The organism is Bradyrhizobium sp. P5_C12, assembly GCF_054049735.1.
The window spans coordinates 66,694-83,047 of sequence record NZ_JBFULU010000025.1 but is presented as its reverse complement, the minus strand read 5'-3'; the positions used below and the strand labels follow the sequence as shown (position 1 = coordinate 83,047).

Genomic DNA, 16,354 nt, shown 5'->3' with positions numbered 1-16,354 from the left:
TGACGTCACTAATTTACCCGGGTATTAATTGGCCAAAGTCATCAAAAAATATGGCAATGATCCCGATGCAAAGGACTTTCACCGCCTTCCAAGGCCCGCGCCGCCTGGCGTCCGGGTCGGCCGGAGAGGTCGCGCTGGTCGTGAAGCGGATCGCACCACCGCCGGACGAGCCCATCATCATCTTCGAGGACTCTACGGGCCGATCGATCGACTTCGATCTGCGCGGCGGGGATCGCGAGGTGCTGGCACGGGTGGCGAAGCTTGTGCCGCCCCCGGTCGAGGAGACCGCACCACCGAACGAGCCGCGCGGCCGCGGCCGGCCGAAGCTCGGCGTGGTCGCCCGCGAGGTGACGCTGCTGCCGCGGCACTGGGAGTGGCTCAACGCCCAGCCCGGCGGTGCGTCGGTCGCGCTGCGAAAGCTCGTCGACGAGGCCCGGCGCGCGAGCGGCGACAAGGACCGCGAGCGGCAGGCGCGCGATGCGGCCTACCACTTCATGTCGACCATGGCGGGCAACCTGCCGCAATTCGAGGAAGCTTCGCGGACGCTGTTCGCCGATGACCGGCGGCGCTTCACCGGACTGATCGCCGACTGGCCCACCGACATCCGCGACCACATCGTCAAGCTCGCCTACAGCGACCGCGCCTAGGCGCACCGCTTTCCATCAACCATCAACGGCCGAGCCGCGCACCTTGCGCGACAACGGCTTCGCACGCCCTGATGAAAGGCCAATCCATGTCCGCCGCAAAGCCGCTCTGGACCACCTTCCTCCATTTCCTCGCACCGCTGATGCTGAGCAACGCGCTGCAATCGTTGTTCGGCACCGTCAGCAACGTCTATCTCGGCCAGATGATCGGCGTCGACGCACTCGCGGCGGTCTCGGCGTTCTTCCCGGTGATGTTCTTCCTGTTCGCCTTCGTCATGGGCCTGAGCACCGGCGCCACCGTGCTGATCGGGCAGGCGTTTGGCGCCGGTGAACATGGCCGGATCAAAATCGTTGTCGGCGCGACGCTCGCGGTCGGCCTGCTGCTCTCGATCTCGATTGCACTGGTTGGCGGCCTGTTCAGCCGGCCATTGATGATGGCGCTCGCGACGCCCGCAGACATTCTCGATCAGGCCTCCGCTTATGCGCGCATCATGCTGCTGACGATGCCGCTCGGCTTCGTCTTCCTGCTGATGACGGCGATGATCCGCGGTGTCGGCGATGGGCTGACGCCTCTGCTGGCGCTGGCGTTGTCGACCGCGATCGGCCTGATCCTGACGCCGATGCTGATCCGCGGCGCGTTCGGATTGCCGGCGGCCGGCATCGCGAGCCCGGCATGGGCGGCCGCGATCGCCAACGCGCTGACGCTGATTGCGCTCGCCGTCTATCTGCGGCGAAAGCAGCATGCGGTTGCTCCTGATGCCGCGCTGCTGCGTCATCTGCGGCTCAACGGATCCGTGCTCGGCAAGATTCTCGGCATCGGACTGCCGAGCGCGATCGGCATGGTGGTGATGGCGATCGCGGAGCTCGTGCTGCTCGGGCTCGTCAACGGCTTTGGCTCCGACGCCACCGCCGCCTATGGCGCCGTCAACCAGGTGATGGGCTACACGCAGTTCACGGCGATGTCGATTTCGATTGCGGTCTCGATCCTCGGCGCTCAGGCGGTCGGCGGCGGCGACAGGGCGCGGCTCGACGGCATCGTACGGACCGGTCTGCTGTTCAACGTCATCCTGACCGGTGGCCTCGTGGCATTGATCTATCTGGCACCCCGCGCCGTGCTCGGCATCTTCATCACCGATGGCGCGGTGCTCGATCTCGCCAAGGACTTGCTCCACATCGCCTTGTGGAGCTCGGTTCCGTTCGGCCTGGCCACCGTGTTTTCGGGCGCCATGCGTGCCGCCGGTTTCGCCTTGACGCCGATGCTGCTGGCGATCTTCGCCATCGTCGCGATCGAGCTGCCGGCCGCGATCATCCTGAGCCGCACGATTGGCCTGAAGGGCGTATGGGCCGCCTATCCGATCGTGTTCTGCGCCATGTTCATTTTGCAGATGGGCTATTACCTCCTGGTGTGGCGCAAGCGCGCGATCCGGCGCCTGATCTGACCGGATCATCAAGGTATTATGACCATCATTAAACGGTAGACCTGCGGCGCGCCCTGCGCCACAATGTCAAAAAGCGACGCCAGGGAGGACGAATTTGACCCGCGCAGCCCCGCAATTCCTGTTCGATTTCGGCAGCCCGAACGCCTATCTCAGCCATCTGGCGATCCCGGCGATCGAGCAGCGGATCGGCGTGAAATTCGAATATGTGCCGATCCTGCTCGGCGGCATCTTCAAGTCGACCAACAACAAGTCGCCGGCCGAAACGCTCGCCGGCGTCAAGAACAAGCGCGAATTCCAGGCGGTCGAGACCGAGCGCTTTCTCAAGCGCTTCCAGGTTCCGCCCTATGTCATGAACCCCTTCTTCCCCGTCAACACGCTGAACCTGATGCGCACGGCGATCGCCGCCCAGGCCGAGGGCGTGTTCGAAAAATATGTCGAGGCCGCCTTCCACCATATGTGGCGCGAGCCGAAGAAGATGGACGATCCGGAAGTGGCAGCGAAGGCGCTGGCGTCCTCCGGCCTCGATGCCCAGAAACTGTTCGCCCGCGCCCAGGAGCCGGAGGTAAAAGGCAAACTGATCAAGAACACCGAGGAGGCGGTGGCCCGCGGCGCGTTCGGCTCGCCGACCTTCTTCGTCGGCAACGAGATGTTCTTCGGCAAGGAGCAGTTGCGCGAGGTCGAGGAGATGGTGTCGGGAATGTGATTCCCGCATCGCGGGGAAAGCTCGCAATCTCCCCGAGGTCGTCCTGGCGAAGGCCAGGACCCATAACCACCGAAGGTTATTGAAGCGGTGGGCTGGATCTCCAATTTGCCCGACAATGAACAATTGGGGTAATGGGTCCTGGCTTTCGCCAGGACGACAGCAAAGAAGAAACAACAAGGACAATCCCATGCGTATCCTCGTGGTCGGCGCCGGCGCCATCGGCGGCTATTTTGGTGGCAGGCTGTTGCAGGCCGGCCGCGACGTCACCTTCCTGGTCCGGGCGCGGCGCGCCAGCGAGCTCGCCAGCGCCGGCCTCGTCATCAAGAGCCCGAACGGCGACGTCACGCTGAAGGATCCGCCGCGGGTCGAGGCGGACAAGCTGTCCGAAAAATTCGACGTCGTGCTCTTGAGCTGCAAGGCGTTCGACCTCGACGACGCCATCAAATCCTTCGCGGCGGCGGTGGGGCCGAATACGGCGATCATTCCGATGCTCAACGGCATGAAGCATCTCGACACGTTGGATGCCAAATTCGGCAAGGAGCGCGTGCTCGGCGGCCTCTGCGCCATCGCAGCGACCTTGAACGAAAAGCGCGAGGTGGTGCAGCTGCAGCCGATGCAGTCGATCAATTACGGCGAGCGCGACGGCATACTGTCGGACCGGGTCAAGTCGATCGACGAGGCCTTCAAGAGCGGCATCAATGGTGCCACCGCCAGCCAGAACATCATGCAGGACATGTGGGAGAAGTGGGTGTTCCTGTCTTCGCTCGCGGCCTCCACCAGCCTGATGCGCAGCTCCGTCGGCAACATCCTCGCTGCGCCCGGCGGCAGGGATTTCCTGCTCGGCATGCTTGATGAAACCAGCGCGGTCGCCACGGCGTCGGGCTACACGCCAGGCGGCCCGTTCTTCGAGCGGGTCAAGGGCAATTTGACCACCGAGGGGTCGCCGATGACGGCGTCGATGTTCCGCGACATCAAGGCGGGCCTTCCGGTCGAGGCCGATCACGTCATCGGCGATCTCATCGCGCGCGGCGACGCCGCCAAGGTGCCGGTGCCGAAGCTGCGCATCGCCTATACGCATCTGAAGGCGTATGAGAAGCAGCGGGCGGGGTAGCCAGCTCCACACTCCGCTGTCGTCCCGGACAAGCGTAAGCGCAGATCCGGGACCCATAGCCACAAGCCTACATTGTGCGCGAAGTCGTCACTCCGAGTCCCCGTAACCACACCCTCCTGTGGTTATGGGTCCCGGCCTTCGCCGGGACGACGGCGGAGTTTGGTGATGCCTCCTGCCTCCGCTACTGCAAATGCGCCAGATAGTGCGCGAGCGCGGTGATCTCTTCCTCGCTCAGGGAGTAGGCGACGTCGGCCATCGCGGCGCCGGCACCGCCGACGCGCTGGCTCGTCTTGTAGTCGTTCAGCGCTTTCACGAGATATTCCTCGCGCTGGCCGGCGAGCCGCGCCACCGCCTTGGTGCCGGCGTAAGTGTCGGTGTGGCATGAGGCGCAGCGGCGGCCGGCGGCGGCTTGCGCGCCCTTCCTGGACAGGTCGGGGTCATTGTCCTCCGCAGCCTTCGGCGGCGTCAGCGAGGCGAAATAGGCGCCGAGATTGCGGATGTCCTCGTTGTTGATCTCTTCGACGATCGGCTGCATCTGCTCGTTCTTGCGGGAGCCAGCGCGGAAGAACACGAGCTGCCATTGCAGGAATTGATCGGGCTGGCCGGCGAGCGAGGGAATGTTCTCCATCTGCGAGACGCCGTTGTCGCCGTGGCAGCCGGCGCAGATTTCTGCTTTGGCCTTGCCGGCGGCGACATCGGCGGCCTCTGCCGGAAGGAAGCCGAGCGTGAGGAGCGCAACCGCGCTGATTGCGTGCGAGATGGACTGCCGGCACATGATGGGGATTCCGCTCTAACGATTTCGTCATTCCACATTGCGCAATTGCGCATCGGAGAATCCATAACCCCGTTTCGTGGCTATGGGTTCCGGAGTTGCGCGCAAGCGGCGCCCAATCCGGAACGACAGCGTGCGAACTTGAAATGGGAGAGGCTGCGGCGCCTCTGGGCCACCGCAGCCTCCATATCGTCGTGCGCTACTTCTTGCTGTAGCTGATGCGGTAGATCGCGCCGGCCCAGTCGTCGGCGACGAGGATCGAGCCATCCTTGGCGAGGATGATGTCGTTGGGACGGCCGAGATAGCCCTGGTCGCCCTCGATCCAGCCGGAGGCGAACACCTCCTGCTTGGCGTTCTTGCCGTCGGGCCCGACGATCACGCGCTTGATGCGGGCGCCCTGGTATTTGTGCCGATTCCAGGAGCCATGCTCGGCGATCAGGATGTTGTTCTTGTACTCGGCGGGGAATTGATCGCCGGTATAGAACTTCATGCCGAGCGGAGCGACATGCGCGCCGAGATTCAGCACGGGCGGCGTGAACTCGGAGCATTTGTGGCCCATCGCGAACTTCGGATCAGGCAGGTCGCCCTGGTGGCAATAGGGATAGCCGAAGTGCTCGCCGATCTTCGAGATCATGTTCAGCTTGTCGCTGGGAAGATCGTCGCTGACCCAGTCGCGCGCGTTCTCGGTGAACCAGAACTTTCCGGTGCGCGGATCGACGTCGCCGCCGACCGAATTGCGGACGCCGAGCGCATAGATTTCGGCGTTGCCGGTCTTGGGATCGACGCGGCGGATCTGCGAGACGCTGGTCGGGGGAACGCCGACGTTGAAGGGCGGTCCGAACGGCAAATAGAACCAGCCTTCCTTGTCGACCGCGATGTACTTCCAGCCATGCGCGGCATAGGACGGCATGTCGTCATAGACGACCTTGCCGTCGCCGAGCTTGTCCAGATTGGCTTCCGCGTTGTCGTAGCGGATCAGCTTGTCGACCGCGATGACGTAGAGCGCGCCGTCCTTGAAGGCGAGACCGGTGGGCATGTTCAGCCCCTTGAGGATGGTCTTGACCTCTTTCTTCCCGTTGTTGTCCTTGATGGCATAGACGTTGCCGAGGCCGAACGAGCCGACGAACAGCGTGCCCTTGTCACCCCAGGCCATCTGCCGCGCCGCGAGCACGCCGGGCGCATAGACTTCGATCTTGAAGCCGGCCGGCAGCTTGATCTTCTTCATCATCGCCGCGAGCTCGGCCTCCGACGCGCCAGTGGGCGGTCCCGACGGCGGCGCCAGTCCCTTCTGCGCCTCGGTCTCGTCGCCGAGGAACCAGTCATCCGGCGGATGGGTCCAGAATTCCTTGGTGCCGGATTCGTATTTCTTCAGCGGCTTGTTCTTGTCCGGCTGCTGTGCGTTGCCGGCGCTTGTCCCCGCAAGAAGGGCAACCGCTGCAAGCGCCAGGACAGATTGAAAGACGGATCGATGGAATTTCATCGCGTCACTCCCCTAAGGCAGCCATCAGGGCTGCACGTTATTTTGTTTTGCTAGTCGAGAGGCGAGGTTCGGCGTCTGTCGAGAGGACAGACGCAAAAAGGTTAGCACATCTGCGAGCGGTGAGAAGCGCGTCGCATGCAGTGCGGTTGCGCTCAGTAAAAATTGAGACGGAATTTCTCGCGAGGCGAATGCAACGGCGGCAACGATCTCGCTGCAACGCGGAATCAAAATGGCGCGCGGCTAATTTCCAGGCAGCACGAATGTCGTGCTGTCGCAAAAATCGCGAAAACAACCCCATGCACAGTAGAACGCCTCAGGCCAGCTTGCTCCCGGCAAAACCGCGCAGACACCTGACACGTCGAGCGAAACGGCAAAAGCGGCGATTACGAGGCGACGGGGTAAGGCCCGTCGTCGAATACCGCGTCATGATAGCCCTTCGAGCCTACATCGCGCGCCAGCGCGCTGCGAAAGTCCCGTTCGGCGCGGAGACTGTCCAGGACATGGGCAAAATCGAATTCGGGCCGCCATCCCAACTCGCGCCGCGCACGATCGTTGACATAGACGCGGTCGAGCTGCGGGAACAGGCGCCAGCCGCGCGCGGCGTAGAGCTCCGCGCAATCCGGATAGAGCTCGCGCACGACACTGGCCGCGTCGCGCGCAAGCGCGGCGAGATGGCCCGGCTCGAAGGGACTCGTGGCGGAGACGATGTAGCGACCGAAGCCGACCTTCGGCGCGCGCTCGACGGCAAGAAGATGGGCGCTCACCGCGTCCGCTATATCCAGACGGCGATAGAGCAGCTCGTTGGCCTGCGCGTTCTCCAGCGCGTAGGCAGCCCGCATCGTGGGATCGTCGTCGTCCTCCGGAAAGAAGCGCGAGGTTCGCAAGATCATGACCGGCAGACCATGTTCGCGAAAGAACAGCTCGCACAGATTCTCCGCCATCAGCTTGGTCGTGCCGTAGATGTTCTTCGGCACCGACGGCAGATCCTCGGTGACCCACACGGCGGCCTGTCCCGCCTCCGGCCGCAGCTGCGAGCCGAATGCGCTGGTGGTGCTGGTGAAGACGAAGCTCTTCACCCCGGCAGCCGCGGCCGCCTCAAGCAGGTTGAGCGTGCCGGTGACGTTGGTGTCGACAAAATCCTGCTTGCCGTGGGTCGCCACATGCGGCTTGTGCAGCGTCGCAGTGTGGATGATGGCGCTGACGCCTTCCATCTGGCGCCGCACGAAGCTTGGGTCGACGATCGAGCCAGCGGCAGCGGTGAAGGGCGATGGCTTCAGATCGACACCGCGCACGGGCGAACCGCGCCCGCGAAGCGTGCGGAGAATAGCCTCCCCGAGGTGGCCGGCGCTGCCGGTGACCAGGATTGTCATTGCTCCTCCGGGATTGATCTTCCGCGATGCGCGAGACGAAACTGAACTGCTCCAGCCTGCCTCGCGTCACCTCCCATCCGGCAACCGTTTGGGCCCGGAAGGGCTTGCCGTCAATCACAGGCCGAGGCGGCGCGCATCGTCGGCGAGAAACGCCTGGCCACTGCGATGCTTTACGCTCGGCAGATCGGCGATTCGCGAGCGCCACGCCATGAGTGCGGAGGAGTTGTCGGGAGGTGTAAGGCCGGCGGCGTCGGCGAACAGCAGACCGGCAAATACGGTAATGTCCGCCATCGAGAACGAGTCTCCGGCGACGTAGGGCTGCCGCTCCAACACGCTGTTGAAATAGCTCATCCCGGCGCGCGCGCGATCGCCTTGCCGCCGTCCCCACTCGGCGCGGCCGTGCCAATCGAGGCTCTTGAAGGCCTGAAGCTTGGGGCCGAGGCCGGGTGTCGCATGATGGAAGTACTCGCCGACCGGATCGATCAGTTCGGCCTCCGCGCGCCGCTGCATCATATGGATCAGCCCTCTCTGTTTCGGCGTCGTGCCCGTCAGCCTCGGGCGGCCGTCCAGATGATCGAGATATTCGGTGATGGCCGTGGATTCCGAGATGAAGGTGCCGTCGTCGAGTTCAAGCACGGGCAGGACGCCGGATGGGTTCTTCTGCAGGAACGCAGGGCTCTTGTGCTCGGCCCCGATGAGGTCGACCGAGACAAACTCGACCTTGGAGTCGATCTGCTTTTCCGCAAGCACGATGCGGATGCGGGTGGGATTTGGAAAGCCTGGACGATCATAGATTCTCATTTGGCACCTTTTTAACTGTCTATCGATAGATAGGCACGCGTGGTACCCGTACCCCCTTCTCATCCCAGCCGTCAACGGCTATCTATCGATCGATAGGTAACGAAATCGATGGCAAAGACCAAAACCGACATGCGAGAGGCCGTCCTGGCGGCTGCCCGGGCGACCGTGCAGGCACGCGGGTACACCGCGCTGAGCTTTCGCGAGCTGGCCAAGGAGGTGGGGATCAAGAGTGCCAGCGTGCACTATCACTTCCCGACCAAGGGCGATCTCGGAGTGGCGTTGGCCCGGCGCTACACCGAGGAGGGGGCCGCCTATCTGGAGGAGATTCTCGCGACAGCACCCGATCCGCATGCGTGCTTCGACCGCTACGTCGAGATCTTTCGTGCCGCGCTGGCCAACGGCAATCGCATGTGCCTGAGCGGCGTCATGAGCGCCGAGCTCGACGATCTTCCGGAAGAGGTGAGGCGCGAGATTGATCGTTTTCCGCGCATGAATATCGGGTGGATCGCGCGTGTGCTCGCAACCATCAAGCCATCCTCCAGCGAAGAGGAGAGGAACGAGCGCGCGATGGCGATCTATGCCGCGATCGCGGGCGCGCAGCTGATTGCGCGCGGTCGCAACGACATCTCGATCTACGATCGTACCATCGAGGCCTACCGCATCTCGGGATTGATTCCCTGATCCGCAGCGCTTGCTCAAGGCAAGCCGAAGCGAATTGCGCTTACGGGATTTTGGATGCTTGGGGAAAAATTGGAGCGGGCGAAGGGGCTCGAACCCTCGACCCCGACCTTGGCAAGGTCGTGCTCTACCACTGAGCTACACCCGCATCCTGTGTCGGCCGCGTGACGCGCCCGGCAACGGCTGTCGTATGCCAAAAGCGGACGGCGAATGCAACAGCTACCGGCGGGATAGATTCGCTTCCAGCGCCCCATATGGACCCCGATCCCGGCCAAATCGGCCGAAAATGCCCTTGAACCGCCGAATCGGTTGCCATGGATTGAAATTCGGCCGTCCCGGCCCAATTTTAGGGGCCGACAGCGAAGCATATGAATTGGCGACGTGCTAAAGACCCGCCATTCCAGACATCAGACGAGGGGATCCCGTGACGATCATCGACCAGGGTAACGGAGCGGCTGGCCCGGCTGCGGCCGATCTGATCAAGGACACCACCACCCAGACCTTCGTGAAGGACGTCATCGAGGAATCGAAGCGCCAGCCGGTTCTGATCGACTTCTGGGCGGAGTGGTGCGGCCCCTGCAAGCAGCTCACGCCCGTGCTGGAAAAGGCGGTCAAGGCCGCCAAGGGCAAGGTCAAGCTGGTCAAGATGAACATCGACCAGCACCCAGCGATCCCGGGCCAGATGGGCATCCAGTCGATTCCGGCCGTGATCGCCTTCGTCAACGGCCAGCCCGCCGACGGCTTCATGGGCGCGGTGCCGGAGAGCCAGCTCAACGCCTTCATCGAAAAGCTGACCAAGGGCGTGACCGCGCCGGGCGAGGTCAACATCGCCGAGATCCTGCAGGAGGCCGAGGCCGTGCTCGCCGAGGGCGACGCTGCGGCGGCGGCGCAGATCTATGCCGAGGTGCTCCAGCACGATTCGACCAACATCGCAGCGCTGGCCGGGCTCGCGAAGTGCTACGCCGTCTCGGGTGCGATGGAGCAGGCCAAGCAGACGCTGGCCATGGTGCCGGAATCCAAGCGCAACGACCCCGCGGTCAAGGCCGTGCAGACCGCGATCGACCTCGCCGAGCAGGCGCAATCGCTCGGGCCCGTCGCCGAGCTGGAACAGAAAGTCGCCGCAAACCCGCTCGATCATCAGGCGCGATTTGACCTTGCGACCGCGCTCAACGCGCAGGGCAACCGGGTGGCGGCGACCGAGCAGCTGCTCGCGATCGTCAAGCGCGACCGCAAATGGAACGACGACGGCGCCCGCAAGCAGCTCGTGCAGTTCTTCGAGGCCTGGGGCAGCACGGACGAAGCGACGATCGAGGGACGCAAGCGCTTGTCGACGATCCTGTTTTCGTAGGCGTGATGATTGCTGGAGCGTGGTTATTGCCGGAGCATGATCTTGTCGGAAAACCGCTGCACTCTTTGCGCTAACGCGGCCCTTCGGGTCCGGATCATGCTCTAGCGACGTCAGCGGGGACCAGATGCCGATCAACATCGAATATCGCGGGCCCGCCGACCTTCCGGAGATCATTCCGGTGTTTCCGCTGCCGGGCGCGCTACTGTTGCCGCGCGGCCAGATGCCGCTCAACATCTTCGAGCCGCGCTACCTCGCGATGGTCGACGATTGCTTGCGCGACGGCCATCGCCTGATCGGCATGATCCAGCCGGACATCGCGCATTCGCCGAAGAACTCCGACAAGCCGGCGCTGTTTCGCGTCGGCTGTGTCGGCCGCATCACACAGCTCGCCGAATCCGGTGACGGCCGCTACATCCTCGAGCTCACCGGGGTCGCGCGGTTCAAGGTGGTCGAGGAGCTCGAGGTGCTCACCGCCTACCGGCAGTGCAAGGTCGACTTCTTCACCTTCGCCGACGATTTTACCGCGCGCGTGGGCGAGGACGAAGTCAACCGCGAGGCGCTGCTGGTGGCGCTGGCGGATTTCCTGAAGGCCAACAACCTCAAGGTCGACTGGGAAGGCGTCGAGAGCGCCCCCAATGAGGCGCTGGTCAACGCACTGGCGATGATGTCGCCTTACGGCCCGGCCGAGAAGCAGGCCATGCTGGAGGCGCCGGACCTGAAGACCCGCGCCGAGATTTTGATCGCGGTCACCGAGATGGATCTCGCCAAGAAGCGCACCAGCGGCGATCCGCCGTTGCAGTGACGGCCTGAATGCTCACGCGGCGCAGACGACCGCTCCGGGACCCCGCCGCAGCATTTTGGCGATGCCGGATGCAGGCATCGGCCGGCTGAAATAATAGCCTTGGGTTTCGATGCAGCCCTCTTCACGGAGGATGTCCAGCTGCGCCTTCGTTTCGACGCCTTCGGCGGTCGTCGTCTTGCCGAGGCTGACTGCGAAACGAACAACTGCTCGCGCGAGATGGTGCGCCTCCGCGCTCGCGCTGGACAGGTCGTTGACGAAACTGCGGTCGATCTTGATCTTGTCGAATGAAAATCGTTGCAGAAAGCTCAGCGACGAATAGCCGGTGCCGAAATCGTCCAGGGCGATTCGCACGCCGAGCTCGTGCAGTTGACCGAGCACTGCGAACACCGCTTCGCTGTCGTGCATGATCACCGTCTCGGTCACCTCGAGCTCGAGCCTGTGCGGCGCAACGCCCGAGCTCGCCAGCGCGCTGATGATGACCGGGACAAGCTCCTTGCTCCTGAATTGAGCGGGCGACAGGTTGACCGCGATCCTGATATCGGCGGGCCATTTGGCGGCTTCCGCACAGGCGGCCCTCAAGACCCATTCTCCCAGCGGCACGATCAGGCCGGTCTCCTCCGCAAGCGGGATGAATTCGCCGGGCATGACCAGGCCTCGCTGCGGGTGATGCCAGCGCAGCAAGGCCTCGAAGCCGCTGGTCCTGCCGGTCGCGGCATCGACGAATGGCTGGTAGTGGAGCTCGAATTGAAGGCCGGCAAGCGCATCCCGCATGTCGCGCTCCAGATTGCGTCGCGCATGCATGAGCTTGTCGAGTTCCGGCTCGAAGAAACGGAATGCACCGCGTCCGCCACTCTTGGCCGAGTAGAGGGCGAGATCAGCGCTCTTCATGATCACGTCGGAATCGTTGCCATCGCGCGGCGCGATGGCAATGCCGATGCTGGTGCCCACCGTGACCTGGTGATCGCCGAGATCGAAGGGTTCGCAGAGCGCCTTTCTGATTTTCTCGGCGAGGGTCGCGGCCTCCACGGCCGGGTTGGTCACGTAGTCGATCACCGCGAACTCGTCGCCGCCCAGCCGGGCGATCAACGCGGTTTCCGTGGTGCATTCGCGCAGCCGCGCGGCGACGGCGCGCAGCAGGGAGTCACCGGCCGGATGTCCAAGCGTGTCGTTGACTTCCTTGAAGCGATCGAGATCGAGCATGAGCACGGCCAGATCAACACCGCCATTGCGCGTAACCGCAATGGCGTGTTCCATCCGCTCCCTGAGCAGCACGCGATTTGGCAGATCGGTCAACGCATCGTGCTGCGCCATATGAGTGATCTTGGCCTCGGACCGGCGTTGCTCGGTGACATCGAGATGCGTGGCCACCCACCCGCCGCCGGCCATTGGCTGTCGCGTCACGCAGATCAGCCGTCCATCGGCGAACTCGTCGATCCTGCTCGAGACTGCATCGAACGGCAACGCGGCCAATTTCGAGATGAATTGCCCGGCAGCGCCCTCGCTGGAGTCGCCCTTGAGGAGGCCATTCACAATACGATGCCTGATGATGTCCGCGTGCGGCGTCCCCGTTCTCAGCAGTTCCGGCGGCAGCCGATAGAGTTGGGCATAACGCTCGTTGCTGACGACAAGTCGCTTCTCCGCATCGAACATGCACAGGGCCTCGACCATGTTGTTGATGGCCGTGTCCAGCCTGATCTTCTGGTCGTGGATTTCCTTTTGCGAATCTTCCACCTGTTGCCTGGCGAGCGAAAGCTCGCGGATGATTTCCTCGAACCGGCTGGTTCGGGTCGCAAGCCGGCGATCCGCCAGCACGCCGACAAGGCTCATCCCGAGCACCGACAGAGCCACACCCGCAATTGCCACGGCGAGGAAGGCCGGCGAAAGCGACAAGGCATCGCTGTTCAGCGTCGGGTCTGGAACGATCTGCACGGCCCCCATGGCCGTGAAATGATGCGACACGATGGCGAGCGTCAGCAGCAGCGCCGCGACGAAGGTCCCCCATTTGTCCTTGCGGCCCAGGGCGACCGCGAGTGCAGCGTAGCCCAGGACCATGCCGAGGATGATCGAGACCAACACCAGCTGCGGCGACCAGGTGACACGGCCAGGCACTTCGAGGGCCCACATGCCGAGATAGTGCATGCTCGCAATACCGGCGCCGATGATGCCGCCGCCCGCAGCCGCGCGCCACCGGCCGGAGTTGCTGACGGCAACGCCGAAACCGCCTGACGTCAGGATCATCGCCGCGGCGAGCGACAGCGCTGTCAGAACGATGCCGTAACCCGTCGAGACGCCGGGTTCGTAGGCCAGCATTGCGACAAAATGCGTTGCCCAGATTCCATAGCCGATGGCGGCGCCGGCGATCGCAATCCAGATCAGCCGCGCCCAGGCGCGCGACGCGCTCGCGCGATGAAAGATGCTGACGGCCACAATGCTTGCAGCGAAGCAAACCAGACCGGCCAGCATGACAAGCCGCCAATCATGCTCTGCCGTGAGGCAGGTAAAAACGCGGAACATCGAAATCGCCTCCCTCGTCAATATCCGCAAGGATCGATCCGATAGGCTTTCTTCGCGTTAATTTTCCGCAATGCCCGGTTGCATGCCTATCGTGAGGTAAACCCAGCTCGGCAATGGCGCCGTTTAGCGGTAAGCCTGTGCGGGCGAGGACTTTGAGTCCCGTGAAACTACGCGGTTGAGCGAGCCCGCGGTTCCATCGGTTCGAACCAAACCAGCCCTGCTCAGGTGGAACTACGGATGCGCTTGCGTCCCGTGATCATCGCGCGGATCAGGTTCTCGCGCTGGAGCATTCCCATCAGCACGACACCGACGACGTGCAGCACGACCAGGACGATGACGGCGTCCGATGCAAAAGCATGGGTGTCCTCGATCCACCAGACGCCGAAGAAGGTGACGGTCACCGACATTGCGCCCGTGATCGCCGAGACGGCGAGCGACAGCAGCAGGGCCACCAGCATCACGGTGCCGGCGGGATTGAGCCCGATATACCGGCCGGTCATGCCACGGCGCAGATTCCAGACATAATGCGGTGCGGCGCGAAGCCTGACGCCGACCATCCGAAAGCGCGAATAACGGCTTCCCCAAAAACCCCAGACCAGCCGAAAGGCCAACAGGCCGATCACCGCATAGCCGACGATGCGGTGAAGTCCGTTATAGACGGTGGGCGTGAACCACGCGGCCAGGACCGATATGGCGAGAGCCCAGTGCCAGAGGCGCAGCGGGAGGTCCCAGACCTCGACCGTCCGCGAAGCGATTCGATTCGCGGGGGGCCTAATCGGCTCCCCGCCCGCTTCCGGCACCGGCTCGTCCATAAGCGTCAGTTCACTTTGTACCGTTCACGTTGCGCAGCTTACTTTGCAATCGTGTGCTTCAGGCTGAGATCTTCCGGGCTGTAGAACAGCTCGTAGAGCTTGCCTTCCTTGACGCCGTAGACCTCATAGCAGGAGCCTTCGATCTTGGAGCGCCGCACCTCGTAGCCCAGCGCCTTCGCCTTGGCTTCGGCTTCGCTGGCCGGCTTCCACGACGCCTTGTCGAGCTTGGTGCAATCCTTGAAACCGTCGGCCATGGCCGCCGATCCCGCGCCAATCCCGATCGTCAGTGCAATGGCAACAACACGAATAACCTTCACGAACGTCTCCTTCTCTGTCGTGCGCGCAACGGCTTGCGCGAAGCGCGACCGAAGGAAGCAAAGCAGATGGTGAAGTCAATCCGGTTCGAGGCTGATTCGCTTTAGAGTTATTCTAACGGTCGCAAAAAGATCAGTGCTCTCCGCACGCAGCGCACATTTGCGCGGCCGCTGCGGCCTTACGTCTCACGGGCTTGGATCGGCCGCTGTCTTTGCCTCAAAGCTCCGCTGCGACGCGCAACCTTTTCGGTTCGACTTCAGTAGCCGGCGACCGCCATTGCCACGACGGCACTGAGCGCCATCCAGCCGAAATGCCGGCCGCGCGTGGCCCATGCGTTGGCGACAGCCGAGAAGYCGAATACGCAGGCCATGGTGACGACGATCCAGCGGCGCGCCGGCTCCGATTCCATCCAGGGCGCCGCGATCAGCAGCACGCCGCCGCCGATCCAGGCGACGGTCGAGGCCTGCCAGACCAGCCGGATCAGGGTGCGCAGCCGTTCCGGCTCGATGCGGGCGCGAGGAAACACCTTGGTCTCGCCGAGAATGCCATGAATGAGGGCCACGGCAATGGCCACGACGCCGGCGCACTGGAGCAAGAGATCACGCATCGGCAGAGCTCCCTGAAGCTTCGTCCATACAGTTCTGTATGGTGACATAGGCGCTGGCCCCGCGCCTGTCAATACACTAGTGTATGGCACGATTCTGGAACCGGTCATGACCGAACAACTCTCCGCCGACGACTGGATCAAAGAGGGCCTGAAGGCGCTGACCAAAAACGGTTTCACCGCGCTGAAGGCCGAACCGCTCGCGAAGGCCATGGGCGTCTCGCGCGGCAGCTTCTATTGGCACTTTGCCGATCTCGGCGCGTTCCACGCCGCCATCCTGAAGCGCTGGCGCGAGATCGCGGCCGAGCAGATCATCGCCGACGTCGAGGCCGACAGCGGCGAGCCGCTGGCGGCGCTGCTGCGCAGGACCTTTGGCGCGCGGCTCGACCTGGAACGTGCGGTGCGCAACTGGGCGGCGTTCGATGCGGCCGCGCAAGCCGCGGTTCGCGCGATCGACCGCCGCAGGCTCGACTATATCGAGACGCTGCTGGAGAAGCGCGGACTGACGCCCGCGATGGCGCAGGCCCGCGCGCAGATCCTGTACTGGACCTTTCTCGGCTTCGCCTTGTCCGGCACACCGGTGCCGGCGGCACGGCTCCAGGGGCTGCTCGACGAGATCCTGCGGATGGTCTCTGCCTAGCCGCAGCAATGGGCGGCCGCGATTTTCTGTGCTACAGGCAGCCCGATTGCCGGAGACCAAGATGAACGCGCCCACCGAACGCCCCGAAAACAGCGTCGATCCCAAACTGCTGGAGATCCTGGTCTGCCCGCTGACCAAGGGCCCGCTGGAATTCGATTCCGCGAAGCAGGAGCTGATCTCGCGCTCCGCCAAGCTCGCCTATCCCATTCGCGACGGCATCCCGATCATGCTGCCGGAAGAGGCGCGGAAGATCGATTGAGGAACTTGTAGCCCGGATGGAGCGCAGCGTAATCCGGGATTCTTCGAACTGGGGCGGGGTCC

17 protein-coding genes and 1 tRNA gene are annotated in these 16,354 nt (G+C 63.6%); 9 read left to right on the top strand and 9 right to left on the bottom strand.

Features of this window, described 5'->3' with window-relative positions; genetic code table 11:
• Window positions 1–50: 50 nt before the first annotated feature.
• The 4 genes from ACXJMY_RS22390 (at window position 51) to panE (ending at window position 3,897) form a co-directional block, all read left to right on the top strand.
• Window positions 51–647 (top strand): DUF2239 family protein, encoded by a 597-nt coding sequence (locus tag ACXJMY_RS22390; RefSeq protein ID WP_456621511.1) that lies wholly within the window; start codon window positions 51–53, stop codon window positions 645–647.
• Window positions 648–733: 86 nt separating this feature from the next.
• Window positions 734–2,083 (top strand): MATE family efflux transporter, encoded by a 1,350-nt coding sequence (locus ACXJMY_RS22385; protein ID WP_456621510.1) that lies wholly within the window; start codon window positions 734–736, stop codon window positions 2,081–2,083.
• Window positions 2,084–2,177: 94 nt separating this feature from the next.
• Entirely contained in the window at window positions 2,178–2,786 is a 609-nt protein-coding gene (locus ACXJMY_RS22380; protein WP_456621509.1) for a 2-hydroxychromene-2-carboxylate isomerase, read from the top strand.
• Between the two features lie 187 nt (window positions 2,787–2,973).
• Complete coding sequence (panE, locus tag ACXJMY_RS22375) at window positions 2,974–3,897, top strand: 2-dehydropantoate 2-reductase (protein WP_456621508.1); 924 nt, start codon at window positions 2,974–2,976, stop codon at window positions 3,895–3,897.
• Between the two features lie 181 nt (window positions 3,898–4,078).
• Here panE and ACXJMY_RS22370 read toward each other — a convergent pair whose 3' ends face one another.
• From ACXJMY_RS22370 to ACXJMY_RS22355, 4 genes are all read right to left on the bottom strand, one after another.
• Window positions 4,079–4,672, bottom strand: coding sequence for a c-type cytochrome (locus ACXJMY_RS22370; RefSeq protein ID WP_456621507.1), 594 nt, complete (start codon window positions 4,670–4,672; stop codon window positions 4,079–4,081).
• Window positions 4,673–4,868: 196 nt separating this feature from the next.
• On the bottom strand, window positions 4,869–6,149 hold the full coding sequence (locus ACXJMY_RS22365; RefSeq protein WP_456621506.1) for a PQQ-dependent sugar dehydrogenase: 1,281 nt from the start codon (window positions 6,147–6,149) through the stop codon (window positions 4,869–4,871).
• A 383-nt stretch (window positions 6,150–6,532) separates the two neighbouring features.
• Entirely contained in the window at window positions 6,533–7,519 is a 987-nt protein-coding gene (locus ACXJMY_RS22360) for an NAD-dependent epimerase/dehydratase family protein (protein ID WP_456621505.1), read from the bottom strand.
• 114 nt (window positions 7,520–7,633) lie between these two features.
• Complete coding sequence (locus ACXJMY_RS22355; RefSeq protein WP_456621504.1) at window positions 7,634–8,320, bottom strand: glutathione S-transferase family protein; 687 nt, start codon at window positions 8,318–8,320, stop codon at window positions 7,634–7,636.
• A gap of 108 nt (window positions 8,321–8,428) precedes the next feature.
• Here ACXJMY_RS22355 and ACXJMY_RS22350 point away from each other — a divergent pair, with 108 nt between their 5' ends.
• Window positions 8,429–9,001 carry a TetR/AcrR family transcriptional regulator gene (locus ACXJMY_RS22350; protein ID WP_456621503.1) on the top strand — a complete coding sequence of 191 codons (573 nt, stop codon included), beginning with the start codon at window positions 8,429–8,431 and terminating at the stop codon, window positions 8,999–9,001.
• A gap of 70 nt (window positions 9,002–9,071) precedes the next feature.
• Here ACXJMY_RS22350 and ACXJMY_RS22345 read toward each other — a convergent pair.
• Window positions 9,072–9,146: transfer RNA gene (locus ACXJMY_RS22345), tRNA-Gly, on the bottom strand.
• A 276-nt stretch (window positions 9,147–9,422) separates the two neighbouring features.
• Here ACXJMY_RS22345 and trxA point away from each other — a divergent pair.
• Both trxA and ACXJMY_RS22335 read left to right on the top strand, forming a co-directional pair.
• The gene (gene trxA / locus ACXJMY_RS22340) at window positions 9,423–10,346 is read left to right on the top strand and encodes a thioredoxin (protein WP_456621502.1); all 924 of its coding nucleotides are present in this window, start codon (window positions 9,423–9,425) and stop codon (window positions 10,344–10,346) included.
• Between the two features lie 124 nt (window positions 10,347–10,470).
• Window positions 10,471–11,148, top strand: a complete 678-nt coding sequence (locus tag ACXJMY_RS22335; protein ID WP_456621501.1) for an LON peptidase substrate-binding domain-containing protein — start codon at window positions 10,471–10,473, stop codon at window positions 11,146–11,148.
• 12 nt (window positions 11,149–11,160) lie between these two features.
• On the opposite strand, the gene ACXJMY_RS22330 is transcribed toward ACXJMY_RS22335, so the two are convergent.
• From ACXJMY_RS22330 to ACXJMY_RS22315, 4 genes are all read right to left on the bottom strand, one after another.
• Window positions 11,161–13,662, bottom strand: a complete 2,502-nt coding sequence (locus ACXJMY_RS22330) for an EAL domain-containing protein (RefSeq protein ID WP_456621500.1) — start codon at window positions 13,660–13,662, stop codon at window positions 11,161–11,163.
• Between the two features lie 221 nt (window positions 13,663–13,883).
• On the bottom strand, window positions 13,884–14,474 hold the full coding sequence (locus ACXJMY_RS22325) for a cytochrome b/b6 domain-containing protein (RefSeq protein WP_456621499.1): 591 nt from the start codon (window positions 14,472–14,474) through the stop codon (window positions 13,884–13,886).
• A gap of 38 nt (window positions 14,475–14,512) precedes the next feature.
• Window positions 14,513–14,791, bottom strand: coding sequence for a PepSY domain-containing protein (locus ACXJMY_RS22320; protein ID WP_247352511.1), 279 nt, complete (start codon window positions 14,789–14,791; stop codon window positions 14,513–14,515).
• Window positions 14,792–15,045: 254 nt separating this feature from the next.
• Complete coding sequence (locus ACXJMY_RS22315; protein WP_456621498.1) at window positions 15,046–15,396, bottom strand: hypothetical protein; 351 nt, start codon at window positions 15,394–15,396, stop codon at window positions 15,046–15,048.
• A gap of 106 nt (window positions 15,397–15,502) precedes the next feature.
• Between ACXJMY_RS22315 and ACXJMY_RS22310 the strand changes: the two genes are divergently transcribed.
• Both ACXJMY_RS22310 and ACXJMY_RS22305 read left to right on the top strand, forming a co-directional pair.
• Window positions 15,503–16,033 carry a TetR/AcrR family transcriptional regulator gene (locus ACXJMY_RS22310; RefSeq protein WP_456621497.1) on the top strand — a complete coding sequence of 177 codons (531 nt, stop codon included), beginning with the start codon at window positions 15,503–15,505 and terminating at the stop codon, window positions 16,031–16,033.
• A gap of 61 nt (window positions 16,034–16,094) precedes the next feature.
• Window positions 16,095–16,292 (top strand): Trm112 family protein, encoded by a 198-nt coding sequence (locus tag ACXJMY_RS22305; protein WP_092232493.1) that lies wholly within the window; start codon window positions 16,095–16,097, stop codon window positions 16,290–16,292.
• Window positions 16,293–16,354: the final 62 nt, after the last annotated feature.